We start from the raw sequence: 22,996 nt of genomic DNA, 5'->3' as shown, positions 1-22,996 counted from the left end.
GGCGTGTTCACGCCACCGTCTACACTTCACGTTCGAGGTTATTCGCCGCGGTAAATGCAACCTGCAGAGCATGTCTCTTTCACGATAACTGCGCTCAGGATCGGGAGTTGTGGTTTAACCTGATTCCAGATCCATTGAGCCAGAACTTCGCTTGTTGGGTTCTCAAGGCCAGGAATGTCGTTGAGATAGTAGTGGTCCAGCCTATCCAGCGTAGGTTTGAAGATCGCTTTTAATTCTGCGAAATCGATAATCCACCCCGTGTGCTTATCCACCTCTCCGGTGATCTCAAGGCGAACAACGAACGAGTGCCCGTGTAAACGTCCGCACTTATGCCCATCAGGTACATTGGGTAGTCGGTGTGCGGCTTCAAATGTGAAATCTTTATACAGCGTCGTTTTCATGAGTACCTCAATTTTTGTTATAATGTAACAAATCAAATCTGAGATAGGAAGTACGTAACTTGAGTATGTTAAATAAAAATCTGGATAGTTTGCCCCATGTGCATTAACTCATTAATTTATAAAACAATTAAGATTGATTAGTTAGATGTATTGTCCTTACCGGCACCTTTCGTACACGTATCACGCAACTACGTGACCCTGTAGGACAGTGACTATACCCACTACGCATTCAGTATCGCGTAAGAAGATTTTGAGCCGTTCTCATATAAGCTGAAACAGTCGGGAGTGACGGTCTGGAAAGACAATAAAAGCGAAGGGCAATCTTTCTATTTTCTTGACCCGGATGGCCACAAGCTGGAGCTGCATGTGGGAGATTTAGCATCCCGACTGACGCAGTGCCGGGAGAGGCCTTACTCTGGAATGCGTTTCGGACCTTGAAAATAATCACGCAACTTTGTGATCTTCCACGCAGTATTCAATTTTATGTCCCATTTTGGGGGCAAAACCCCAAACTAAAACCTAACAATCCATTAATTTTCAATAAATTAAACGAAAAGGCGAGTCCGGCCTTCGCCGCAGGCTGACATCCGACAGCGCTCGCTTTACGTTCATCAAACACACCACAAAACCCACGCTACCTCACCGGTAGCGTGGGCCCGTTCTCTCTTACTTATCCCGCGTCTCGCCAGCCTCCCAGCTGTAACTGCCATCGGCCGCTAACGCATCGCCCAGCTCCTGATACTCGAACTGATAAAACTCAGCCTGGGTGCCGTACCCGGCGTAGTCTACCGCCGCCAGGCCGACGAACGCCCCGGTAAAGAACCCGCCGTAGCTCTGCAATACATAGTCATCGGACAGTACCGCGGCATCCAGCTGAACCGGGATCTCGGTGAAGGTCACGCCATCGAAGCTGTATTCATAGCTGTAGGTCTGCTTGCGTACCTTGGTCCGGAACCAGACGTATTCGACGCCGTCCGGCACCTTGATGGCGTTATCTTTCAGGTACGACGTGTATTTCCCGCGGTTATTTTCGCCGACTTCGATGACCTTGCCGTTAATTTCATTCCAGGTCAGGAAGACAAAGCTCCAGTGGCGGTCGTTATAGTAATTCGTTAACCCGGCCATCTGCTGGTAGCTGAAGGGCTCGAATTTCACTTTCACTGCGGCGTCAAAATAGAAGGCCTGCCAGCGGCGGGCAATCAGCGACAGGTCATGCGTATTGGCTAACGAACCCTGGCCGATTAAGGTTAATTTGCCGTTGCCGGTGGTGCCCATTTTGGCCGTAAACGGCACCCGCAGGGTATTCCAGTTCGGGTCGAGCGCTGGCGACGTAAAGTCATCCTGCTGGCTATTATCGCTGGCGCTTTCGGTGAAGATGGCGTCTTTCGGCCCTTCGACGAAGGTTTTCCCGCCGTGACCGCCTTCAATACGCGGCCAGCCCTCGTCGTCCCAGTACACTTTCTGGATCGCGGTTTCCCGGCCGAGGGTTGACCAGCCGCGCGGGTCGTAGATGGATTCCCCCGGGCGATTCCACGGCCGGGCGCAGAGCGAGGCGTAATACCATTCGCCTTCCGGGGTGGAGACCAGCGCGCCATGGCCCTGTTTCTGGATGTAGCTGTCCGGGGTATCGACGTTGGTTAAGAACACGTCGCCCGGCTCGGTTTCGAAGCTGTCGGCCTCGAGGGTTTTCGACCGCGCCACCACCTCCTGGTGGGTAAACACGGTGCCGCCCTGGGCGGCAAACAGATAGTAGTAGCCGTTCAGTTTATAGAGGTGCGGCCCCTCGACCAGCGCCACAGCGGTGCCGCGGTAAATGGTGCGCGCGGTTTCCGGCATTAACTTCAGCGTGTTGGTATCCAGCTCCGTTAAGGTAATGCCATCGAAGGGGTGATGATACTCCCGGTGATCCCAGGTTTGCTGAACGATATATTTCCGGCCATCGTCGTCATGGAACAGCGAGGCGTCAAACCCGACGCCGTTCAGCTTGATCGGGTCGCTCCACGGGCCCCGAATATCCTTCGCGGTGGTCAGATAGTTGGTCATGTCTTTAAAGGCGCCTTCGGTGACCTTCACATCGGTATACACCAACCAGAATTGCCCATCGGCCCAGGAGAGCGCCGGCGCCCAAATGCCGCCGGAGGAGGGGTTGCCCTTCATGTCCAGCAGGGTGGTGGTGGAGAGCGGCGAAGGCAGCAGGTTCCAGTTTTTCAGGTCTTTCGACTCATGTAAACGCACGCCCGGGAACCACTCAAACGTCGAGTTGGCAATATAGTACGTATCCTCGACGCGAATAATACTGGGGTCGGCATTAAAGCCGCGTAATATCGGGTTTTGAATAAGTGACATTTCATTACACCTTTTAAAATGGAAAGTGACGAATCGGTCTGATTTATAATTTTTTTAACTACACGCGGATCTCATCCAGCTGACGGTTAATGTCGGTAACATGTTTATCGGAGATCGGATAAACCTGAATAATCACCATCGAAATAGCGGCCAGCGCGATCGGGATCCACACCGCGGTCATAATGATCCCGTCGATGGCGCTGGCGCTCTGCACGGCGCCGCTTTCATTAAATCCATACACCGCCAGCAGCCACAGCGGGATCGCGCCGCCGATGGTGAAGCCGATCTTGAAGAAGAGTCCCATAATGGCATTGATAATGGCGGCATTGCGTTTGCCTGATTTTAATTCGCCATACGCGATGACTTCCGGTACCAGCGCCCACATAAAGCCGGTGGCGGAGGTTAAGCCCCACTGTTTAATAAAGGTGGCGATGTAGGCCAGCCACAGGGCGTCGTGCATCCCTTCGCGGGACCAGACGTAGGTCAGCAGTTCGCCGACGATGAACATGGCGAGGAACAGATGGAAGAAGCCTTTTTTACCAAAGATTTTTTTCAGTTTCGGCCAGAACACCGGGAAGGCGATGCCGGGAATAGACGCGACGAGACCCACGGCGCCCATCCATTCGGAATGGCCGACGACGAACTGGTTGAAGAAGCCGTTAACGGTGTTCATGAAGAACATGAAGGTAAAGGCCAGCATAAAGAACATGCCGAGAATAACCAGCGGGCGGTTATGTCTGAGTTCGTGGAAAAGGTCGGTGGTTTTGACGTTGGCGGTCTGCTCGGCGGTCGCGACAACGCGTTCTTTGGTGAATTTATAACAAATAAACAGGGCCACCGCGCCGATGATCATATAGATGGCGTACACGCCAAACCAGGCGTAGTTCGCCGACGGATCGGTATAGTTGCCGAGATTCAGCTCAAGGCCAAAAAAGCCGGTGTCTTTCAGGCTGCGATCTTTCGGCGCCGCCATCTGCACAAACATCGGGAACAGGGTATAGACCAGCAGGTTGGCGCTGTTGGCCAGCATCATGCGGGTACTGGTCAGCTTATCGATCGATTCCGGGTCGCGGGTCAGTGACGCATTCAGCGAGCCATAAGGAATATTGACTAAGGAATAAACCAGGTCCAGCGCCAGATAAATAATAAAGGCGAAAGCCACCGAACCTTTCACCCCAGGGATGGGCGCGAACAGTAATGCCGACAGGATCACCAGCGGAACGCCGGCTCGTAACAGCCACGGACGATATTTCCCCGCTTTCGAGGTTCGTTTATCCACGTAGGTTCCGACCATCGGATCCCAAAACACATTAATGATACGGACAAAAAGAAAAATAAAGCCTGCCGTTGCCGTGCTGATGGTATTTACCGTCAGCATATGCAAAGCCAGAAAACCCCCAATTGTGCCGAAAACCAGGTTTTGCGCAAAGTCGCCCATGCCATAACCAATTCGTTCTCCGCGGGTTAATTTATGATATTCATCATGCCGACTGTGCATTATGTTTTTACTCATTCTAAGCAGACTCCGGTTTGTTTTGTGTAGGTGAAACACTTTCTGACACAGTTGACCTGGAAGAATCTATTACGTTTTTAAATTACGTAATTATGTTTTTTTACTTCTGTGATCCTCGAAGCAAAGGCCTGTATCGCCTGCGTTGAATCGTTATCCGCCGCTAATTTTTTGGCAGGCAGACATTGTGACAAAATCGGCATTTTAATTTGGTATGGATACCTGAAGTCCCCAGGAAGTGTACGCTATACGCGCGCGAAGCGAGATATTTAAAATAGTTTTATTTGCGAGATGGCTCACATTTGAGCATTTTCTCAATCGCTGAGTGAAATAACGTAATTGAGCAACCGACGATGAGAATACACGATGTGTCACAGTTGTTAATTTTCCTGTTTCTCAATTTCGGAGTTCATCATGCAGACCTATTTCGACCAGGTTGATCGCGTTCGCTTTGCCGGACCAAAAACCGATAATCCGCTGGCGTTTCGCCACTATAATCCGGATGAAATCGTGCTGGGAAAACGCATGGCAGATCATCTGCGTTTTGCCGCCTGTTATTGGCATAATTTCTGCTGGAATGGCGCGGATATGTTTGGCGCCGGTTCGTTTGAGCGTCCCTGGCAGGCCGCGGGCGATGCGCTGGAAATGGCCAAACGCAAAGCGGACGTGGCGTTTGAATTTTTCTACAAGCTCAATGTGCCGTATTACTGCTTCCACGATGTCGACGTCTCGCCAGAAGGCGCGTCGCTGAAAGAATATCTGCACAATTTCGCCGTGATGACCGAAGTGCTGGCGGAGAAACAGCAGCAAACCGGCGTGAAACTGCTGTGGGGCACCGCCAACTGCTTTACCCACCCACGCTACGGCGCCGGGGCGGCGACCAACCCCGATCCGGAGGTGTTTGCCTGGGCGGCCACGCAGGTAGTGACCGCCATGAACGCCACCCACCAGCTCGGCGGCGAAAACTATGTGCTGTGGGGCGGCCGCGAAGGTTACGAGTCCCTGCTGAATACCGACCTGCGCCAGGAGCGTGAGCAGATTGGCCGCTTCCTGCAGATGGTGGTGGAGCACAAGCATAAGATTGGCTTTGGCGGCACGCTGCTTATCGAGCCGAAACCGCAGGAGCCCACCAAGCATCAGTACGATTACGATGTCGCGACGGTGTATGGTTTCCTGAAGCAGTTTGGTCTGGAAAATGAGATCAAGGTGAACATTGAAGCCAACCACGCCACTCTGGCGGGGCACTCTTTCCACCATGAAATCGCCAGCGCCATCGCGCTGGGGATCTTTGGCTCTGTTGATGCCAACCGCGGCGATGCGCAGCTCGGCTGGGATACGGACCAGTTCCCGAACAGCGTGGAAGAAAATACCCTGGTGATGTACGAGATCCTCAAAGCCGGGGGATTCACCACCGGCGGCCTGAACTTTGACGCCAAAGTTCGTCGGCAGAGCACCGACAAATACGACATGTTCTATGGCCATATTGGCGCCATGGACGTGATGGCGCTGTCCCTCAAGCTGGCCGCGCGCATGATTGAGGATGGCAAGCTCGATCAGGGTCTGGCAAAACGCTATGCCGGCTGGCAGGGCGAGCTGGGGCAGAAAATTATGACCGGGCAGATGTCGCTGGATAATATTGCCCGGTACGCTGAGCAGCATAACCTGAATCCGCAGCATCAGAGCGGGCGTCAGGAATTACTCGAAAATCTCGTCAATACCTATATCTTTGGTTAAATTTTGCTGACATGCCCCTGCGGGGGCATGTATTACGCCGTCTGCCTGCAGCCGAAAAATAGCGTTTATTTGTTCGTGCTGTGTTTTTTTGTCAGTGGCGAAAGACCGTCTGTCTAATACCAACGAAGGAGGGAAAGTAGCGATAATTGTGTAATGCCTCTGTGACCGTACAAAATAAAAAATAACTTGTTCTGATGATAGCGACATATTCTGTCAGCTCAGAATAGGCTGGTTATTGTCTGAATAAAATTAACCTATATTGAGAAACTCATGACAATGATAAAAAAGCTTCCATTAACCATGGCGGTTATCGCCGCGTTTTTTCCGCTTACCTCTGTAATGGCGCAAGAATTTACTCAGGAACAGATCGACGCCATCGTCGCCAACGCCGTTGATAAAGCGCTGGCCGACCGCCAGGCGAAAATCGACGCCGCGGCCGACAAAAAGGTCGACGTGATCACCAACCCGCAGACCACCGCCGCCTCGCCGGATATGGCCATTCCGTTCGGCCTCAAGTTCAGCGGCTATGCCCGCTATGGCGCCCATTTCCAGACCGGCGACCAGAAATATGTCGGCGTCGACGGCTCCTATAACGGCGCCTCGGCGATCGGCCGTCTCGGCAACGAAAGCAACGGCGGCGAATTCCAGATCAGCAAGGCCTTCAAAAGCGCGCAGGGGGCTATCTGGGATCTCAACGTGATGTTCGACCACTGGAGCGACGAAGTTAACCTGAAGAAAGCCTACGTCGGCGTCACCAACGTCCTCGACTCCAACCCCAACGCCTATCTCTGGGCCGGCCGCGACTTCCACCAGCGTCCGCAACAGGGGATCAACGACTACTTCTGGATGAACCACGACGGCCAGGGCGCCGGGGTGAAGAACTTTGATATCGGCGGCGTGCAGTTTGACGTGGCGACGGTGTCGCAGGTGAAATCCTGTAGTCCGGAAGTGATGGCAGACGAGACCAACCCGTCGCGTATCACCTGTACCGGCAGCTCCGACACCGGCGACAACGGCCACTACGCGCTGACCACCAAAACCCACAACATCAAGGCCGGGCCGATCGACGTCGAGGTGTACGCCAACTACGGCTTTGACTCGAAGGCGGTGGACAGCGACGCGCGCCTCGAAGCCTGGCAGGGCGGCCTGGTGCTGAGCCACACCAACGACAGCGGGGTGAACAAGGTGATCCTGCGCTACTCCGACAACTCGGATAACAGCGTCTACAACAAAACCGACGACCTGACCACGGTCTACGCCAGCTTCGAGGGCAGCCATAAGTTCACCCAGCAGGCGCAGATCGAATACCTGCTGGCTTTCCATGACTACGACAACGGCAAGGACAACACCGACAACCGTAAAAACTACGGCGCCATCGTCCGGCCGATGTACTTCTGGAACGACGTGCACTCCACCTGGCTGGAAGCGGGCTACCAGCGCGTGGATTACGACCAGGGCGGGGATAACCACGGCTGGAAGCTGACGCTGTCGCAGAACATCGCCATCGGCATGGGGCCGGAGTTCCGCCCGATGCTGCGCTTCTATGTGACCGGCGGTCAGGTGGACAACGAGCATACCGCGAAGGTTAACGGCACCCAGGACCAGCAGCTGGATTCACTGAACGTCGGTGGAATGTTTGAGGCGTGGTTCTGATGCGATAGCGTTGTCGAAGGAGCGTTCCCGGCTGGCGCTACGCTTAGCCGGGCTACGACTGAGGAGGCCTGCGGGATCCCCCCGTAGGTCCGGCAAGCGCAGCGCCGCCGGGCAGCTGGCCCTGGTTCCCTCAGTTCACCGTCAGGCGCAGGGCCAGATCCTGCGGGTAGGGGTCAAAATAGTTCTGCGCCTGCAGGTAACGATCCGGATACTCGGCCAGATAGTGCTTAAGCAGCGTCAGCGGGGCGAGGATCGGCAGCAGCCCGGCGCGATAGTTGAGGATCACCTCCCGCAGCTCGCCGCGCTGGCGGCTGTTGAGCTGGTCGCGGAAATAACCCTGAATATGCATCAGCACGTTGGTGTGGTTTTTCCGCGAGGCGGGCTGCTTGAGGATCGCCATCAGCTTTTCGCGATAGACCTCGAAGAAAGCCTCCAGATCCTCCCATTCATGCAGCGAGGCGACGAACGGGCCGATCTCCCGATAGCCCGCCTGGTGGTGAGCCAGCAGCTGCAGCTTGTAGCGGCTGTGAAAGGCCAGCAGGCCGTGACGGGTCAGGCCGCGGGCGCGCAGGGCGTTGAGTTCATGCAGGGCGAAAACGCGCTCGACAAAATTCTCCCGCAGCAGCGGATCGTGCAGCCGGCCATCCTCTTCCACCGGTAGCCACGGGTAGCGCGCCATCAGGGCGCCGGTAAACAGCCCCACGCCTTCCTTACGCCCGCGATTGCCTTTTTCGTCATACAGCCGCACGCGCTCCATCCCGCAGCTCGGCGATTTGGCGCAGACGATAAAGCCCGACAGCTCGCCCAGGGTTGCCAGATGGGCGCTGGCGAAATCGGCCATCTTCTCCGTCACATCCTCGTGCGGGGCGTGGCTGAAGCGCATGCGGATCTCCCCGACCGGGGTCTGCACCAGGCGGAGCGCCGGACGGGGAACGGGCAGGCCGATCGCCATCTCCGGGCAGACGGGTTTAAACGCCACCCACTGCGCGAGCTCATCCATCACAAAGCCCATACGCTTATGCCCGCCGTCGAATCGCACGGCTGAGCCGGTTAAACATCCGCTGATCCCAATGACAGGTTGCGTGTTCATGGCGCTGTCCTCTCTTCTGCTGTGGTTCGGGTAAAGAAAAGGGTCACGGTGGCGACCGTAATGCCGAATTTCTTCATCTCGGTTTTGTTAAATAAATGGCTGCCGTCCTGCAGGAACATCCAGTCGTCAAAGTGCAGCAGCCACCGGCTGCCGCTGGCCTCGACGTTCATGCTGTAGCGCCAGTGAAAGGCATTGCCTGCCGCCTGGCCGCTGGCCACCCCTTCGATATCCCCGGCGGTGCCCTGATAACGGTTATCGCCGGTGCGGCGAATGCGCCACACCCGCTGCTGCTTCTCGCCATCGTCATAGACAAAGCGCTCATGAAGCGTCAGGGTGTCGCCGACGACGTCGCCATCGATCTCAACATGGAAGCGGCGCAGCTGCTTGCCGTTGCGATCCTGCACCATCCCCCACGCCTCGGTTCGCCCCTGAAAATAGTGAAAGATGTCGAGGGCGGGCTGCTGCTGCCGGTACTCCGTGACCTCGGTGCTGCAGCCAGCGAGGATCAGCATCAGCAGCGCCAGGCCAAGGGTCAGAATGCGTTTCATGGTGTACCTCCGATCAACTGCTGACGCAGTTCGGGATAAGTGGTGCGCGGATCGAGCCAGATGGCGAGAAAGCGGGTGCTGAACGCCGCCGACTGGCGCGGGCCGAGCGGGATAAAGGCGGTCTGCGCGGCGCTGGCGCGGTACCAGAACTGCCCCTCGCCGCCGCTGACCACGAACGCCAGCTGGCTGCCCGGCGCGACGTCCGGCCAGATCCCCTGCAGCATGCGCAGCCAGGCTTCGCTGCGCGGCTCCTGCTGCAGAATACCCTGCGCCTGCCACTGATCGCGGGTGGCCTCCACCAGCGCCTCGCGATCGATATCGCGCTGGTAGGTGATGATCAGCGCCCGATCCTGCTGCGGGCCGTCATACCGGCCATTGGGTGTGCGCAGCTGCGAGTGATAGACGGTGAACGGCCCCCAGGTGAGGGTCGCCTCGCCGACGCGGCGCCACGTCAGCCAGTCGGCGGCGTGGGCCGCCGGAGCGAGGGTGGTCAGCCACAGCAGTAACAGGGCGAATCTCATTTTCGCCTCCCCATCCCCAGATGGAATAACAGCATGAGCACCAGCCAGCCGCAGGCCATGGCGGCCACGGCAAGCGCCATCGGCACCAGCAGGGTCATGGCTCCAAGGCGAGCGCCGATCAGGTAGGCCACCGGGCCGCCGAGGGTCGCCACCGTGGCCAGCACCCAGCCGGGAAGCGTCGTGGTGCGGGTCAGTCGGGTCCAGACGACGGCGAACATCAGCCACAGGGCCACCATCCACAGGGGCAGCAGGCTATCGCCGCGAAAATCGATCAGCCCCGCCAGCGCCCAGCAGGCATCCAGGCCGCAGCCCGCCGTGGCCAACAGCAGGGCGGGCGGACGACTGGCCGCCGGCAACCGCAGCCAGGCGAAGATCGCCAGCGTCAGCCAGATCAGCAGGCCGCGCTCGCGCAACATCACCACCAGCGTCCAGTAAACATCGAACGCGAGGGCCATCAGCAGGTGCTGCGCCGGGCGTGTCATACCCGCTCCGCGGTGAGCTGCACCACGCTGATGGTGCGGGCGTTAAATCCGGCTTCGCAGTAGCCGAAGTAGTAGAGCCACATCCGGCGGAAGCGCTCATCAAAGCCGAGCTTCTCAATATCCTGCCAGGCGTGAGTAAAACGCTGCCGCCAGTGGGCCAGGGTGCGGGCGTAGTCCGGGCCCATGTCGAACAGGTTGCGCACCACAAAATCGGTATGGCGGGTCATCAGCTCGCTCATTGCCGTGATGCTGGGCAAAAAGCCGCCGGGGAAGATGTAGCGCTGGATAAAATCGACGCTTTTGCTGTAGTCGCGATAGCGCTGATCCTGGATGGTGATCGCCTGCAGGGCCATTCTGCCGCCCGGACGCAGGCGTGCCTGGCAGGCGCGGAAGAAGGCCGGCAGGTAGCGCTGGCCCACCGCCTCAATCATCTCCACTGACACCAGTTTGTCGTACTCGCCGCGCAGATCGCGGTAGTCGCAGAGCAGCACCTCGACGCGATCCTGCAGCCCGGCGCGGGCCATGCGCTCGGTAGCCCAGCGGTGCTGCTCCCGGGAAAGGGTGGTGGTGGTGACCCGGCAGCCGTAATGGCGGGCGGCGTACTCGGCCAGCGCCCCCCAGCCGGTGCCAATCTCCAGCAGATGATCGCCGGGAGTGAGCGCCAGCTGGTCGCACAGACGCGCCATCTTGGCCCGCTGGGCCTGGGTCAGATCCTGTTGGTCATCGGTAAACAACGCGCTGGAGTAGAGCAGGTCGTCATCCAGAAAGTGGGCATAAAACTCGTTGCCGAGGTCGTAATGGGCGGCGATGTTCTCCCGCGCCTGGGCGCGGGTGTTGCGGCGGGTCCAGTGGCGCAGGCGGGCGACGGGCTTGCCCACCAGACGAAAGCCGCGCTCCAGACGCCCCAGCACCTCGCCGTTGCGCGCGAGGATCTGCAGCAGCGCCGTCAGCTGGTGACTCTCCCAGTCGCCGTCCATCCAGGCCTCGGCCGCCGCCAGGCTGCCGCCGGTCAGCAGACGCCAGTACACCTCCGGCGTGCAGACCCGTGCCTCGGCGCGCAGCGCGGCGGCGGGGTCGCCAAAATGAAACGTCTGCGCCCCTTCGCGCACGGTGAGCGAGCCTTCGCGGAGGCCGCTCAACAGACGAAAGAGCAGCCAGCGCGCGAGCCGCACGTTGCGCGGCACATCGGGTTCAAGCGCAAAGACGGGATCGGTCATGAGCGTTCACTCCTGCTGACAGGATGGTTGTACAGCGGCACGCGCTTCAGCCACAGCCGCAGCGCCTGCCAGTAGATGGCGAGGACGGTTTTCAGGGTCATCAGCGGCAGACGCAGCAGCAGCCCGCGCAGGTTGGCGCGGGTCAATGGCACGCGGCTCAGGGCCAGCGTGGCGTCGAACACCTTGCTGGCCTGATGGTTTTCAATATGCATGTGCAGCGTTTTGCCGGGCGCGTTGAAGCGCCAGTGATAGACCATGTCCATCGGGTTAAACGGCGAAACGTGAAAGGCTTTCTCCAGCGGGCGCGCCTGCTGGCCGTCCACCGCGTAGTAATGACGCTCATTCCACGGCGTGTTACGCACTTCGGCCAGCACCCAGCGCAGGGTGTCGGCCTCGTCATAGCAGTAGTAAAAGTTGACCGGATTAAAATGGAAGCCGAAGTAGCGCAGCTGGGTCAGGAGCATCACGCGTCCCGCCGGGCGGCAGCCGGTCAGGCTCTCCAGCCGGTTCAGCACCTGGGCCTTCAGCGGCGCGCCCAGCGGATAATCGGCGTCGTACCAGGCAGCGGCGGCCAGGCGGTTGCGGCGGATGCCCGCCTCAGGCAGCCTGTCCAGTTCGTCGAGGTCGAGCCAGGCCATAAACAGGCGGTAGACGAAGTGGTGCGCCTTCGGCTGCAGGCGACGGTGGCGCAGGACGCCCTGATAGAGGCAGCTGTTCATCTCAGTTGCCCTCCGCCGCGGCGATGCCCTGCACCACGTCGAGCGCGCTGCGCACCCCGTCCTCATGAAAGCCGTTGTACCAGTAGGCCCCGCAGTACCAGCTCCGCTGCTGGCCGTTAATCTCTTCGCGCCGCAGCTGGGCCGACCAGCTTTGCGGGTTAAACAGCGGATGCTCATAGACGAAGCGCTGCCAGACGTAGCGGTCATCCACCGGCGCGTCCGGGTTCAGGGTGACGCAGAACAGCGGCGCGTCCGCGGGCAGCCCCTGGAGAATATTCATGTTGTAGGTGACGCAGGCCCGGGCCCGATCCCCGTCGCTCAGGCGATAGTTCCAGCTGGCCCAGGCGCGCTGGCGCTCCGGCAGCCAGCGCGGATCGCTGTGCAGCACCACCTCGTTGCGCTGCCAGCCGATATCCCCGAGGACTTCGCGTTCGGAATCGGTGGGCGCCGCCAGCATCGCCAGGGCCTGCGCGGAGTGGCAGGCGAAGATCACCTGGTCAAAATGCGCCTCCCCGGACGCCAGCCGCAGGGTGACCCCCGTCGGGTGACGGTCCACCTGCTGTATCGGCGCGTTGAGCCGCAGATTCAGACGATCGCCGAGCCTGGCGAGCAGGGCGCGAACGTACTCCCGGGAACCGCCGGGCACCACGTACCACTGCGGGCGATCGCGAATATCCAGCAGGCCGTGGTGTTCAAAGAAGCGTAAAAACAGCGGCAGCGGGAAGCGACGCATCTCCTGCAGCGACGACGACCAGATGGCCGCCCCCATCGGCAGAATATAGTGGCGGGCGAAGAAGGGGCTGAAGCGGTGGCGGGCGAGGAAGCTCTCCAGCGTCGCCCCCGGATCCAGCGCCTCGGTCAGCGCCAGTTTCGCCAGCCGGTTAAAGCGGACGATCTCGCTCAGCAGCCCCCAGAAGGCCGGCTTCAGCAGATTGCGCCGCTGGGCGAAAAGCGAGGTCAGGCTGTGACCGTTGTACTCCAGGCCGCTGGTCGGGTTGTGAACCGAGAAGCTCATCTGCGTTTTTTGCCCGTCGATCCCCAGCTCGCTGAGCAGGCCCATAAAGCGCGGATAGGTGCGATCGTTGTAGACGATAAATCCGGTATCGATGGCCCAGGTGCCCTGCGGCGTGGCGACATCCACGGTGGCGGTGTGGCCGCCCGGCGTGGCGCCCGCTTCGAACAGCGTCACCTGATGGTGTCCGGCCAGCCGCCAGGCGCAGGTCAGCCCGGCGATGCCGCTACCGATGATGGCGATGTTCATGAGCGCACCATCCTGCGCAACAGCAGGCGCTGGATACCCGATGGCAGGCTGGCCAGCAGCCGCAGGGCCAGGCTGAAACCGGTGGGGAAGGCAATGTGGTTTTGGCCTTTCGCCAGGCCATGGCGGATCGCCGTCACCGCCCGATCCACGCTCACCCGGCCGGGCATGGCGAAGTCGTTTTTGCGCGTCAGCGGCGTGTCGACGAAGCCCGGAGAGACCACCGTGACGGCGACCCCTTTCGGCTCCCAGTCCAGACGCAGGCTGTTGGCAAACCAGGTCAGCGCCGCCTTGGAGGCGCCATAGGCTTCCGCGCGCGGGAAGGGTAGCCAGTGCGCCATCGAGCTGACCAGCACCACCCGATCGCCTGCCTCCAGCTGCGTCTGCAGCGCCGCCAGGCAGTTCACCGGCCCGAGAAAGTTGGTGGCCATCACTCGCTCCACGAGGGCGGCATCCACCTGCCCGTGGTCGAGGTATTCGCAGGTCCCGGCGCAGAGAATGATCAGGTCGGCAAAACAGCCCGTCAGCGCCTGGCGACAGGCGTCCCTGTCAGTCATATCGAACAGGCGCACAGTGATGTTGGGGCTGAACTGCTGGAGCGTTGCCAGGCGCGAAGCATCGCGCCCGCAGGCGATAACCAGATGGCCATCCGCCGCGAAGGATTTCGCCAGACCGGCGCCGATCCCGGAGCTGGCGCCGGTGATGAGCACCGTCATCATGAGCGCACCCTCCGCTTCACGCCGCGTACCGCCCAGCCCAGCAGGGGAAGATGCTCGTAGATCATCTCCCCTGCGTCGTAGTAGTCGCGCTGATGGAGGATCTGCTCCCCGGCGATGTCCACCACCGAGCAACCCGGCAGGGCCAGGGTTTCTCCACCGGCAATGCGCGGATGCGACCAGTGCATGGTCCAGGTCACGGCGAACCGTTGGCCGTCGCAGAGCGGCGTGTCGATGGTGAACCGGCACTGCTCCACGTTGGCCAGCAGATGGGTAAAGTAGCGCTGAATGGCGAACAGCCCCTGATGCTGACCAAAAGGATCGCTCAGCGTCGCATCCGGATGGTACAGCGCGGCCAGCGCCGCGGGCGGCTGCGCATCCAGCCCGGCGTAGTACTCAACGAAACGACGAATCACAGACGGCGAGGTGCTCATGGATCACATCCTGGCTAGATACGGTAGCGTAATGGCATACTTAAAACTTACACAAATAAAATTATTTGTCCAAGTTTGTAGAAAAATATATTTTATTTGTGTTAAAAATCATGTTGTTATGATTGGTGTTTTAAGGGGGGATCGTGAGTGGTGCGAAGGGCAAGCGTGCGCCCGCCGCGCCACCGGGCGCTGGCGGAACAGAGAGTGGGGTAAGTTAAAACAGGGGGTTAGAGCGGAATCACCTCGAGGGAGACGACCTGCTGCTGCCAGAGTTCGACCTGCCTCTGGCGGGCGGCGGAAAGTTTGCCGCTGGTAACCAGCAGCCAGTTGCGCTGGGGGAAAATCTCCGGCGCCAGGGCGGCGGGAGGCACCGGCAGAACGTCGATGCGATGGCCCTGGCCGGTACGTTTGAGCGCCTCAAGCCAGATTTCGCAGGCGTCGGTCAAGTGCCAGCCGGTGATCAGAAAGTTGTCCCCGGGCGCCTTCTTGTCGCCTTCGAGGCAAAACGAGGTATAGGCGATGATGATGCCGTCGAGAATTTCGCGCAGCGTCATGATGGCCGGCACGTTGGCGGAGACCTGGCTGCGCAGCGGACGCAGCACCTCGGTGACCAGCTCCTGGCGCGGATATTCGCGTCCGGCGTCGTAGATCAGCTGGCGCAGGGACTCGATTTTTCCCTCTTTCAGCCTCTGCAGCATGGTCTCCTGCAACGTCAGCCAGTTGTTGGTGCGCCGTGCGCCGGGGCGCGACAACAGGGGCTTCACCTGGCTGACTGGTACCCCTTTTTTCACCCAGTCGAGGATCTTCAGCGCCTGCTGGACGTCGTCATCGCTGTACTGACGGTGACCACCATCGGTGCGCAGCGGCTTGAGCAGGCCATAGCGGCGCTGCCAGGCGCGAAGCGTGGTCGCATTTATCCCGCATAGTCGGGCAAATTCGCCGATGGAGTAAGGCATGGAGGCCACCTGTTAACAAAGAATATTCTCAATATACTACGAATCACGTCGGCTGGCGTGAAGTGTAGTGGCTTTGCACTACACTTTCCCCTACCGCGTAAATGAAAGGAGTTCTCATGAAGCTATGGCCTGTTGTCACTGGCGTTGCTATCGCGTTGACCCTGGTGGCCTGCAAATCGCCCACCCCGCCGAAGGGCGTTCAGCCGATTAGCGGGTTTGACGCCAGCCGTTACCTTGGAAAATGGTATGAAGTCGCCCGCCTGGAGAATCGCTTCGAGCGAGGCCTGGAGCAGGTGACCGCCACCTACGGCGCCCGCAGCGACGGGGGGATCAGCGTCGTCAATCGCGGTTATGACCCGGTCAAAAAACGCTGGAGTGAGAGCGACGGAAAAGCCTATTTCACCGGCGCCCCCACCACCGCGGCGCTGAAGGTGTCGTTCTTCGGGCCATTCTACGGCGGCTATAACGTGATCCGCCTGGACGACGACTACCAATACGCGCTGGTCAGCGGCCCCAACCGCGACTATCTGTGGATCCTGTCGCGCACCCCCACCATTCCGGCGGCGGTGAAGCAGGATTACCTGAATACCGCGCGCGAGCTGGGCTTTGACGTCGATCGCCTGGTGTGGATCCGCCAGACGCCGCGCTAGCCTCGCCCCTTAGTGGCTGAGCAGGTGGGTATAAACCACGTACAGCCCGGCCAGCGCCGCCACGTTCAGCGCCACGCTGACGAAAAACCACCGCCGGAAGGGCTGCTTTTGCGTTTTATGGCGAAAGCACTGCTGGCCGAGGATGGCCCCCGGCCAGCCTCCCGCCAGGCCCAGCACCAGCAGCGTGGTTTCCGGCACCCGTCGCCAGGCTTTGCGCGCCGCCAGCTTGTCGGCGCCATAGATAAGCCATGTCAGAAGGCTGCTCAGTAAAAACCACATCGCCAGCGGGTAGGGCAGCAGGGCGCTGCCCACGGCGGTGAGCAGCAGCAGGGAATAACACACCAGGTTCAGATTCATAGGGACGTTCACGCCGGCCAGAAGAATGGCGCCACTATAGCCAATTTCCCGGACCGGCGTAAACGCGGCGGGTTATTCGCTACGCTTGCTCCGATGCCGGGACAGCCACATCAGCTTATATGCCGCCGGAATGATAAATAGCGACAGCAGCGGGGCGGTGATCATACCGCCAATCATCGGTGCGGCGATACGGCTCATGACTTCCGACCCGGCGCCGGTACCCCATAAAATCGGCAACAGGCCGGCGATAATCACCGCCACGGTCATCGCCTTCGGCCGCACGCGCAGCACCGCCCCCTGGTACAGCGCCTCGTCGAGCTTATCGACGCTGAAAGTCTGCGGATTCTTCAGCGACGGTTCCGCCTCGATGGCGTGGCGCAGGTACATCAGCATCACCACGCCAAACTCCGCCGCCACCCCGGCCAGGGCGATAAAGCCGGTCCCGGTGGCTACCGATAAATGGAACCCCATCCAGTAGAGAAACCAGATCCCGCCGACGAGGGCGAACGGCACGCTGGTGATAATCAGCAGCGCCTCGCCGACGCGGCGGAACGCCAGATACAGCAGCACGAAGATAATCATCAGCGTCATCGGCACCATCAGCTTCAGCTTCTGATTGGCGCGCTCCAGCAGCTCAAACTGCCCGGAGTAGGACACACTGATGCCCGGCTTCAGCTTCACCTCCTTGCCGATGGCCTGCTGCAGATCGTGCACTACCGACACCATGTCGCGGTCGCGGGCGTCGATGTAGATCCAACTGGTCGGGCGGGCGTTCTCGGTCTTCAGCATGGATGGTCCGGTGACCACCTTCACCTCAGCCACGTCGCCGAGGACGATCTGCTGCTTCAGCGGCGTGAGGATCGGCAGCTGGCGGAGGGTCTCCGGGCTGTCGCGATAGCTCTGCGGGTAGCGGATGTTGATCGGGTAGCGCTCGACGCCCTCTACCGTTTCGCCAACCATCGCGCCGCCGATGGCGGACGAGACGAACAGCTGCACGTCGCCGACGGTCATCCCGTAGCGGGCCGCCTTCTCACGCTGAATATCAATATTGAGGTAGCGCCCGCCGACCAGCCGCTCGGCTAATGCCGACGTGACTCCCGGCACGGTGCGCGCCACCCCTTCAATTTGTTCGGCGATGGCGTCGATATCGGCCAGATTAGTGCCGGAAACTTTAATGCCAATCGGGCTCTTGATGCCGGTGGAGAGCATGTCGATGCGGTTGCGGATCGGCGGCACCCACAGGTTCGCCAGCCCCGGCAGGCGCACGGTCTTGTCCAGCTCCTCGACGATCTTCTCCATGGTCATTCCCGGTCGCCACTGATCCTGCGGCTTAAGCTGAATCGTGGTCTCTACCATCTCCAGCGGCGCCGAGTCGGTAGCGGTTTCGGCCTTGCCGGTTTTGCCGAACACCCGGGCCACTTCCGGCACCGTCATGATCAGCTTATCGGTTTTCTGCAGCATATCCGCCGCCTGCGCAGCGGAGATCCCCGGCAGCGTTGACGGCATATACAGCAGATCGCCCTCGTTGATCTGCGGCAGAAACTCGCCGCCGACCCGGTTAAGCGGCCAGACAACCGTCAGGATCGACAGAAGCGCGATCAGCAGGGTAGTCTTCGGCCAGTGCAGCACCTTCAGCAGCAGCGGGTGATAAATGCGGATCAAAAAGCGGTTCAACGGGTTGCTGCTCTCCGCCGGGATCCTGCCGCGGATCCAGAAGCCCATCAGGATCGGGATCACCACGATCGCCAGCAGCGCCGCCCCGGCCATCGACCAGGTTTTGGTGAAGGCCAGCGGGCCGAACAGTTTGCCCTCCTGGCCTTCGAGGGTGAAAATCGGGATAAACGACAGAGTAATGATCAGCAGGCTGATAAACAGCGCCGGGCCGACCTCCACCGAGGCATCGGTAATGATTTTCCAGCGTGTGTCGTTGCTGAGCTTCTCTCCCGGGTGCTGATGTTCCCACTCCTCCAGCCGCTTATGGGCGTTCTCAATCATCACGATGGCGGCATCGACCATCGCTCCCACCGCAATCGCGATCCCGCCCAGCGACATGATGTTGGCGTTGAGCCCCTGGAAATGCATCATGATAAAGGCGAAGCACAGGCCGAGCGGCAGCGAGATAATCGCTACCAGCGCCGAGCGCACGTGCCACAGGAACAGGGCACAGACCAGCGCGACGACGATAAACTCTTCCAGCAGTTTGTGGCTGAGGTTGTCGATGGCGCGGTCGATAAGCTGGCTGCGGTCGTAGGTGGTGACCACTTCAACCCCTTCCGGCAGGCTGCTTTGCAGCGACGCCAGCTTCTCTTTGACCGCGGAGATCACTTCGCGGGCGTTCTTGCCGGAGCGCAGGATCACCACCCCGCCGGCCACTTCGCCTTCGCCGTTAAGCTCGGCGATACCGCGGCGCATCTCCGGGCCAATCTGCACCCGCGCGACGTCGCCGAGATAGACCGGCACACCGTTGTCACCGGTTTTCAGCACGATATTTTTGAAGTCGTCGAGCGTCTGCAGGTAGCCGCTGGCGCGCACCATATATTCGGCTTCCGCCAGTTCGACGGAAGAACCGCCCGCCTCCTGGTTAGAGACGTCCAGCGCCGATTTCACCTCGCCGAGGCTGATGCCGTACTGGGTCAGCTTCATCGGGTCGACAACAATCTGGTACTCCTTGACCACGCCGCCCACCGACGCCACTTCCGAGACGTTAGGGATGGTTTTCAGCTCATATTTTAAGAACCAGTCCTGCAGGGAGCGCAGTTCGGCGAGGTCGTGCTTGCCGCTGCGGTCGACCAGCGCGTACTCGAAGACCCAGCCGACGCCGGTGGCGTCCGGGCCCATTTCGGCGCTGACCCCGGCGGGAAGTTTGCCCTGCACCTGGTTGAGATACTCCAGCACCCGCGAGCGCGCCCAGTAAGGATCGGTGCCGTCTTCAAAAATCACGTAGACGTAGGAGTCGCCAAACTGCGAGAAGCCGCGTACCGTTTTAGCGCCGGGCACCGACAGCATGGTGGTGGTCAGCGGCCAGGTGACCTGGTTTTCGACGATCTGCGGCGCCTGCCCCGGATAGCTGGTTTTGACGATCACCTGTACGTCGGAGAGGTCCGGCAGAGCGTCCACCGGGGTATGGACGATGGTCCAGGTCCCCCAGATGCTGAGAAACAGCGCCGCCATCATCACCAGGAAACGGTTGGCCACCGAGCGGCGGATAATCCATTCAATCATTGTTCCGTTCCTCAGTGCGCGTGGGCGGCAGGAGCCGTGACATCAGGAGCCTGCGCGCGCATGCGCTCCAGCGCGCCGGAGATATTGGCTTCCGAGTCGATCAGGAACAGGCCGCTGGCGACGACTTTCTCACCCTCCTGCAGCCCGCTGCGAATGGCCGTGACGCCAGCGGATTCATGGAATACCTGCACGCGTTTCGGCACGAAGCGGCCCTCATTATCCACGGTAATCACTCGCTGCTCGCTGCCGCTGTCGATCAGCGCTTTGGAGGGGATCAGCAGCATCGGTTCGCTTTCACTGGTCAGTTGCAGATAGGCATTCATCCCCGGCTTCAGCGCTTCATCCGGGTTGTTGACTTGCAGGCGCAGCTGCAGGGTACGGGTGGCGCTATCGACGCTGGGGAGAAGGGTCCATTTGCTGATGCTGAAGGTTTTTCCCGGCCAGGCGGGAACCTGAATGGCGAACTGCGAGGCGTCTTTAATTAGCCAGACGATGGATTCCGGCACCGCCACGCTGACCCACACCGGGTCCATGCCCTGAATTTTCGCCACCACATTATCTTTGGCGATATTCATTCCGGCACGCAGATCGAAGGCGGTAATCACGCCATCGATCGGCGCTTTGAGGGTAAAGCGGGTCTGGATTTTACGCGTGGTTTTCAGGCGGCGGATATCGTCATCCGGCATTCCGGCGAGGCGCAGGCGCTCGAGGATCCCCTCGACCTGGGTGGCGGTGCCCCCGGTCTCCTGCAACAACAGATATTCGCTCTGCGCTTCCACCCAGTCAGGGATGGTCAGCTCGAGGAGCGGCGTGCCTTGTTTCACCTTGTCGCCGACGGTCAACGGATAGACTTTATTGATAAAGCCCGCCGCCCGCGCCTGCATAATCACATACTGGTACTCGTTATAGCTAATGTTGGCCGGGAAGGTCTGAGCGTAGCGCAGCGGCCCGCGGGTGACCGCGGCGGTTTTTACGCCGAGATTCTGGGTCTGCGTCGGGTCGATACGCACCCCCGACGCACCAGCGGCGGCATGCTCCTCATCGGCGTATTTCGGCACCAGATCCATATCCATAAACGGCGATTTACCCGGTTTATCGAAGCGGGTGTTCGGGTACATCGGATCGTACCAGAACAGCACTTTACGCTGCTGCTCGGCCGCCGGAGCGGCAGCGTGGGGCGGGGAAAGCCGGGCGTACAGCGCCGCAGTAAGCGCGCCGCCAATCACCATGCTGCCGAGGATCAGCGCCGTATTTTTCAGTGTCAGGGATGCCATGTGTCGTCCATTTAGTCGTTGAGGGGCTTACCGTCGCCGGGCCATTAGTGGGCGCGAATATCCTGCAGCAGCGACAGGTTGCCCTGCTGAACGAAGGTGAAGTCCACGCTGTCGCCATCCTTCACATTGTTGAGCTGCGTCTGCGGGGTGATGGTGAAGCGCATGGTCATCGGCGGCCAGTTCACCGCCGGGATGGCCTCGTGGGCGATGGTGATTTTTTTGCTATCCATATCAATAGCTTTAATGACGCCTTTGCCGCTGATGCTTTGCGCCTGCGCGGCGGTGGGCTCCTCGTGCATCGCCATGCCGGCGTGCGGGTCGGCGGCCTGGGCGGCGAACACCGCGCCAGAGAGCAGGGTGAACAGGGCGATTTTAGAGAGTGAATTCATCATCAAGACTCCTTGGGTTATTCCATCCAGCCGCCGCCGAGGGCGGTGAACAGGGTGATTTCATTAGCCTGACGGGAATAGTTGAGTTCCAGCAGGGTTTGTCGGGTGGTAAAAATGTCGCGCTGGGCGCTCAGGACTTCGATGTAGCTGACCGCGCCGTGACGATAGAGCGCAGTAGCGCGCTGCAGGGTGATATTTAGTGAAGCGAGATAGCGCTCCTGGGCGGCAATCTGATCGGCCAGGCTTTGGCGCAGGGCCAGCGCGTCGGCCACCTCTTTAAAGGCGGACTGTATTTTTTGTTCATAGTTGACCACCTGCTGCTGCTGGCGGATCTCCGCCAGATCGAGGTTGGCCTGATTACGCCCGGCGTTGAAAATCGGCAGTTCAATTTTGGGGATGAAGTTCCACATCGCGCTGCCGGCGTTAAACAGGCTGGAGAGCTCGCTGCTGCTGCCGGAGAGCGAGCTGGTCAGGGTGATCGCCGGGAAGAAGGCCGCCCGCGCGGCGCCGATGTTGGCGTTGGCCGCCCGCAGGCTGTGTTCCGCTTCCAGAATATCCGGCCGCTGCAGCAGGATCGCTGAGGAGAGCGATGGCGGCAGAGTGACGCCTTGCAGATCGATGGCGCTGCTGGCGCTATCGTCCGGCAGATGCTGGTAGCTGCCGAGCAGCAGTTGCAGGGCGTTATTGGCCTGCGCCAGCTGGCCCTGACGTTTGGCGATATCGGCACGGGTGCTCTCGATCATCCCGCGCGCCTGCTCCAGCGCCAGCACGGTGGTGCTTCCGGTCAGCAGCTGTTTTTCAACGAAGGCGTAAGACTGCTGATAGTTCTGTAAGGTGTCGTTGGCCACCTGCAACTGCGCTGCCGCCAGCCGCTGGTTGAAGTAGCTTTGTGAAACGTTAGCAATCAACAGGATATGCACCGCACGCCGCGCCTCTTCGCTGGCGAAGAAGTTCTGCCGGTCGGCCTCGCTGAGGTTTTTCAACCGGCCAAAGAAGTCGAGGTCATAGCTGAGATTCAGGCCGGCGGCATAATCGCTGCTGGTGGTGGTGTCGCCTTTAAGCTTGCCGCCATAGGTGGTGCTGCCGTCACCGTTCAATTGCGGGTAGCGGTCGGCGTCGGTAACCCGGTACTGGGCGCGGGCTTCCTGCACTTTCAGCGTCGCCATCCGCAGATCGCGGTTATTTATCAGCGCGGTGCTAATCAGGCTTTTCACCTGCGGGTCGACGAAAAAGGTGCGCCAGCCGGTCTCCTGATAGCCCGCTGTCGCAGTAACCAGCTTGTTCTGGCTGAGAGAGAACTGCTGCGGCACCGGCGCGGCGGGGCGCTGGTAGTCCGGAGCGAGCGACAGACAGCCGGTTAAGGCAAATATCACGCTGAGGGTAAGTAGCTGTATAGAACGCATGGCGGCAGACGCTTTCGACGATTTATCCATGGCAGCTACTTTACGTAGCGGGCTCTGTTCAACGCGTGACAGGAAAATGACAAAGCTGTCATTTTCCTGATATTTCATTGCTATCC

General features: G+C 59.8%; 21 protein-coding genes and 1 pseudogene. 4 read left to right on the top strand and 18 right to left on the bottom strand.

Features of this window, described 5'->3' with window-relative positions; all coding sequences use genetic code 11:
• Positions 1–38: 38 nt before the first annotated feature.
• Entirely contained in the window at positions 39–401 is a 363-nt protein-coding gene (queD, locus tag R0140_RS24135; RefSeq protein ID WP_064176632.1) for a 6-carboxytetrahydropterin synthase QueD, read from the bottom strand.
• Between the two features lie 204 nt (positions 402–605).
• Between queD and R0140_RS24130 the strand changes: the two are divergent.
• Positions 606–839 (top strand): annotated as a pseudogene (locus tag R0140_RS24130) (FosA family fosfomycin resistance glutathione transferase); the annotation flags it as partial.
• A gap of 228 nt (positions 840–1,067) precedes the next feature.
• On the opposite strand, the gene R0140_RS24125 reads toward R0140_RS24130, so the two are convergent.
• Together R0140_RS24125 and R0140_RS24120 are read right to left on the bottom strand one after the other, a co-directional pair.
• Positions 1,068–2,747: a glycoside hydrolase family 43 protein gene (locus R0140_RS24125; protein ID WP_101139769.1), complete on the bottom strand. Its 1,680-nt coding sequence runs from the start codon at positions 2,745–2,747 to the stop codon at positions 1,068–1,070.
• A gap of 58 nt (positions 2,748–2,805) precedes the next feature.
• Positions 2,806–4,245, bottom strand: coding sequence for an MFS transporter (locus R0140_RS24120; protein ID WP_074193553.1), 1,440 nt, complete (start codon positions 4,243–4,245; stop codon positions 2,806–2,808).
• Between the two features lie 426 nt (positions 4,246–4,671).
• Here R0140_RS24120 and xylA point away from each other — a divergent pair, with 426 nt between their 5' ends.
• Positions 4,672–5,991, top strand: a complete 1,320-nt coding sequence (gene xylA / locus R0140_RS24115; protein ID WP_050888119.1) for a xylose isomerase — start codon at positions 4,672–4,674, stop codon at positions 5,989–5,991.
• Between the two features lie 270 nt (positions 5,992–6,261).
• On the top strand, positions 6,262–7,644 hold the full coding sequence (locus R0140_RS24110) for a carbohydrate porin (RefSeq protein ID WP_317703915.1): 1,383 nt from the start codon (positions 6,262–6,264) through the stop codon (positions 7,642–7,644).
• Positions 7,645–7,774: 130 nt separating this feature from the next.
• Here R0140_RS24110 and R0140_RS24105 read toward each other — a convergent pair whose 3' ends face one another.
• The 10 genes from R0140_RS24105 to R0140_RS24060 form a co-directional block, all read right to left on the bottom strand.
• Complete coding sequence (locus R0140_RS24105; protein ID WP_004178436.1) at positions 7,775–8,734, bottom strand: YbgA family protein; 960 nt, start codon at positions 8,732–8,734, stop codon at positions 7,775–7,777.
• Positions 8,731–9,282, bottom strand: a complete 552-nt coding sequence (locus tag R0140_RS24100; protein ID WP_012969055.1) for a DUF3833 domain-containing protein — start codon at positions 9,280–9,282, stop codon at positions 8,731–8,733. Before R0140_RS24100 ends, R0140_RS24105 begins: the two co-directional genes overlap by 4 nt.
• Positions 9,279–9,803, bottom strand: coding sequence for a hypothetical protein (locus tag R0140_RS24095; protein ID WP_049009387.1), 525 nt, complete (start codon positions 9,801–9,803; stop codon positions 9,279–9,281). Before R0140_RS24095 ends, R0140_RS24100 begins: the two co-directional genes overlap by 4 nt.
• A complete protein-coding gene (locus R0140_RS24090; protein ID WP_025714115.1) occupies positions 9,800–10,285 on the bottom strand; it encodes a DUF2878 domain-containing protein in 486 nt (161 codons plus the stop codon). The genes R0140_RS24095 and R0140_RS24090 overlap by 4 nt, the downstream gene beginning before the upstream one ends.
• Positions 10,282–11,502 carry a cyclopropane-fatty-acyl-phospholipid synthase family protein gene (locus R0140_RS24085; RefSeq protein ID WP_317703914.1) on the bottom strand — a complete coding sequence of 407 codons (1,221 nt, stop codon included), beginning with the start codon at positions 11,500–11,502 and terminating at the stop codon, positions 10,282–10,284. Before R0140_RS24085 ends, R0140_RS24090 begins: the two co-directional genes overlap by 4 nt.
• The gene (locus R0140_RS24080; protein ID WP_016160202.1) at positions 11,499–12,221 is read right to left on the bottom strand and encodes a DUF1365 domain-containing protein; all 723 of its coding nucleotides are present in this window, start codon (positions 12,219–12,221) and stop codon (positions 11,499–11,501) included. The genes R0140_RS24085 and R0140_RS24080 overlap by 4 nt, the downstream gene beginning before the upstream one ends.
• 1 nt (position 12,222) lies before the next feature.
• Positions 12,223–13,482 carry an NAD(P)/FAD-dependent oxidoreductase gene (locus R0140_RS24075; protein WP_032740360.1) on the bottom strand — a complete coding sequence of 420 codons (1,260 nt, stop codon included), beginning with the start codon at positions 13,480–13,482 and terminating at the stop codon, positions 12,223–12,225.
• Positions 13,479–14,198 carry an SDR family NAD(P)-dependent oxidoreductase gene (locus tag R0140_RS24070; protein ID WP_022064524.1) on the bottom strand — a complete coding sequence of 240 codons (720 nt, stop codon included), beginning with the start codon at positions 14,196–14,198 and terminating at the stop codon, positions 13,479–13,481. Before R0140_RS24070 ends, R0140_RS24075 begins: the two co-directional genes overlap by 4 nt.
• On the bottom strand, positions 14,195–14,629 hold the full coding sequence (locus R0140_RS24065) for a nuclear transport factor 2 family protein (RefSeq protein WP_008807076.1): 435 nt from the start codon (positions 14,627–14,629) through the stop codon (positions 14,195–14,197). Before R0140_RS24065 ends, R0140_RS24070 begins: the two co-directional genes overlap by 4 nt.
• Positions 14,630–14,856: 227 nt before the next feature.
• On the bottom strand, positions 14,857–15,585 hold the full coding sequence (locus R0140_RS24060) for a MerR family transcriptional regulator (protein ID WP_008807075.1): 729 nt from the start codon (positions 15,583–15,585) through the stop codon (positions 14,857–14,859).
• A 116-nt stretch (positions 15,586–15,701) separates the two neighbouring features.
• Between R0140_RS24060 and R0140_RS24055 the strand changes: the two genes are divergently transcribed.
• Entirely contained in the window at positions 15,702–16,235 is a 534-nt protein-coding gene (locus R0140_RS24055; protein WP_008807074.1) for a lipocalin family protein, read from the top strand.
• A gap of 9 nt (positions 16,236–16,244) precedes the next feature.
• Here R0140_RS24055 and R0140_RS24050 read toward each other — a convergent pair whose 3' ends face one another.
• From R0140_RS24050 to R0140_RS24030, 5 genes are all read right to left on the bottom strand, one after another.
• On the bottom strand, positions 16,245–16,592 hold the full coding sequence (locus R0140_RS24050; RefSeq protein ID WP_023296985.1) for a DUF1294 domain-containing protein: 348 nt from the start codon (positions 16,590–16,592) through the stop codon (positions 16,245–16,247).
• Positions 16,593–16,664: 72 nt separating this feature from the next.
• Positions 16,665–19,814, bottom strand: a complete 3,150-nt coding sequence (locus R0140_RS24045; protein ID WP_110222489.1) for a CusA/CzcA family heavy metal efflux RND transporter — start codon at positions 19,812–19,814, stop codon at positions 16,665–16,667.
• 11 nt (positions 19,815–19,825) lie between these two features.
• Positions 19,826–21,088: an efflux RND transporter periplasmic adaptor subunit gene (locus tag R0140_RS24040; protein WP_032740363.1), complete on the bottom strand. Its 1,263-nt coding sequence runs from the start codon at positions 21,086–21,088 to the stop codon at positions 19,826–19,828.
• Between the two features lie 44 nt (positions 21,089–21,132).
• Positions 21,133–21,477 (bottom strand): cation efflux system protein CusF, encoded by a 345-nt coding sequence (gene cusF / locus R0140_RS24035; protein ID WP_032740383.1) that lies wholly within the window; start codon positions 21,475–21,477, stop codon positions 21,133–21,135.
• A gap of 17 nt (positions 21,478–21,494) precedes the next feature.
• Positions 21,495–22,880 (bottom strand): efflux transporter outer membrane subunit, encoded by a 1,386-nt coding sequence (locus R0140_RS24030; protein WP_317704064.1) that lies wholly within the window; start codon positions 22,878–22,880, stop codon positions 21,495–21,497.
• Between the last annotated feature and the right edge of the window lie 116 nt (positions 22,881–22,996).

The sequence above is a fragment of the Klebsiella sp. w6 genome, assembly GCF_033100215.1.
Classification (GTDB): domain Bacteria; phylum Pseudomonadota; class Gammaproteobacteria; order Enterobacterales; family Enterobacteriaceae; genus Klebsiella; species Klebsiella variicola.
The sequence above is the reverse complement of the archived record's forward strand: the minus strand, read 5'-3'. Positions and strand labels throughout refer to the sequence as shown.

Coding starts and splice junctions, on each gene's coding strand:
- queD (WP_064176632.1), bottom strand. CDS start 401: ATGAAAACGACGCTGTATAAAGATTTCACATTTGAAGCCGCACACCGA.
- R0140_RS24125 (WP_101139769.1), bottom strand. CDS start 2,747: ATGTCACTTATTCAAAACCCGATATTACGCGGCTTTAATGCCGACCCC.
- R0140_RS24120 (WP_074193553.1), bottom strand. CDS start 4,245: ATGCACAGTCGGCATGATGAATATCATAAATTAACCCGCGGAGAACGA.
- xylA (WP_050888119.1), top strand. CDS start 4,672: ATGCAGACCTATTTCGACCAGGTTGATCGCGTTCGCTTTGCCGGACCA.
- R0140_RS24110 (WP_317703915.1), top strand. CDS start 6,262: ATGACAATGATAAAAAAGCTTCCATTAACCATGGCGGTTATCGCCGCG.
- R0140_RS24105 (WP_004178436.1), bottom strand. CDS start 8,734: ATGAACACGCAACCTGTCATTGGGATCAGCGGATGTTTAACCGGCTCA.
- R0140_RS24100 (WP_012969055.1), bottom strand. CDS start 9,282: ATGAAACGCATTCTGACCCTTGGCCTGGCGCTGCTGATGCTGATCCTC.
- R0140_RS24095 (WP_049009387.1), bottom strand. CDS start 9,803: ATGAGATTCGCCCTGTTACTGCTGTGGCTGACCACCCTCGCTCCGGCG.
- R0140_RS24090 (WP_025714115.1), bottom strand. CDS start 10,285: ATGACACGCCCGGCGCAGCACCTGCTGATGGCCCTCGCGTTCGATGTT.
- R0140_RS24085 (WP_317703914.1), bottom strand. CDS start 11,502: ATGACCGATCCCGTCTTTGCGCTTGAACCCGATGTGCCGCGCAACGTG.
- R0140_RS24080 (WP_016160202.1), bottom strand. CDS start 12,221: ATGAACAGCTGCCTCTATCAGGGCGTCCTGCGCCACCGTCGCCTGCAG.
- R0140_RS24075 (WP_032740360.1), bottom strand. CDS start 13,482: ATGAACATCGCCATCATCGGTAGCGGCATCGCCGGGCTGACCTGCGCC.
- R0140_RS24070 (WP_022064524.1), bottom strand. CDS start 14,198: ATGATGACGGTGCTCATCACCGGCGCCAGCTCCGGGATCGGCGCCGGT.
- R0140_RS24065 (WP_008807076.1), bottom strand. CDS start 14,629: ATGAGCACCTCGCCGTCTGTGATTCGTCGTTTCGTTGAGTACTACGCC.
- R0140_RS24060 (WP_008807075.1), bottom strand. CDS start 15,585: ATGCCTTACTCCATCGGCGAATTTGCCCGACTATGCGGGATAAATGCG.
- R0140_RS24055 (WP_008807074.1), top strand. CDS start 15,702: ATGAAGCTATGGCCTGTTGTCACTGGCGTTGCTATCGCGTTGACCCTG.
- R0140_RS24050 (WP_023296985.1), bottom strand. CDS start 16,592: ATGAATCTGAACCTGGTGTGTTATTCCCTGCTGCTGCTCACCGCCGTG.
- R0140_RS24045 (WP_110222489.1), bottom strand. CDS start 19,814: ATGATTGAATGGATTATCCGCCGCTCGGTGGCCAACCGTTTCCTGGTG.
- R0140_RS24040 (WP_032740363.1), bottom strand. CDS start 21,088: ATGGCATCCCTGACACTGAAAAATACGGCGCTGATCCTCGGCAGCATG.
- cusF (WP_032740383.1), bottom strand. CDS start 21,477: ATGAATTCACTCTCTAAAATCGCCCTGTTCACCCTGCTCTCTGGCGCG.
- R0140_RS24030 (WP_317704064.1), bottom strand. CDS start 22,880: ATGCGTTCTATACAGCTACTTACCCTCAGCGTGATATTTGCCTTAACC.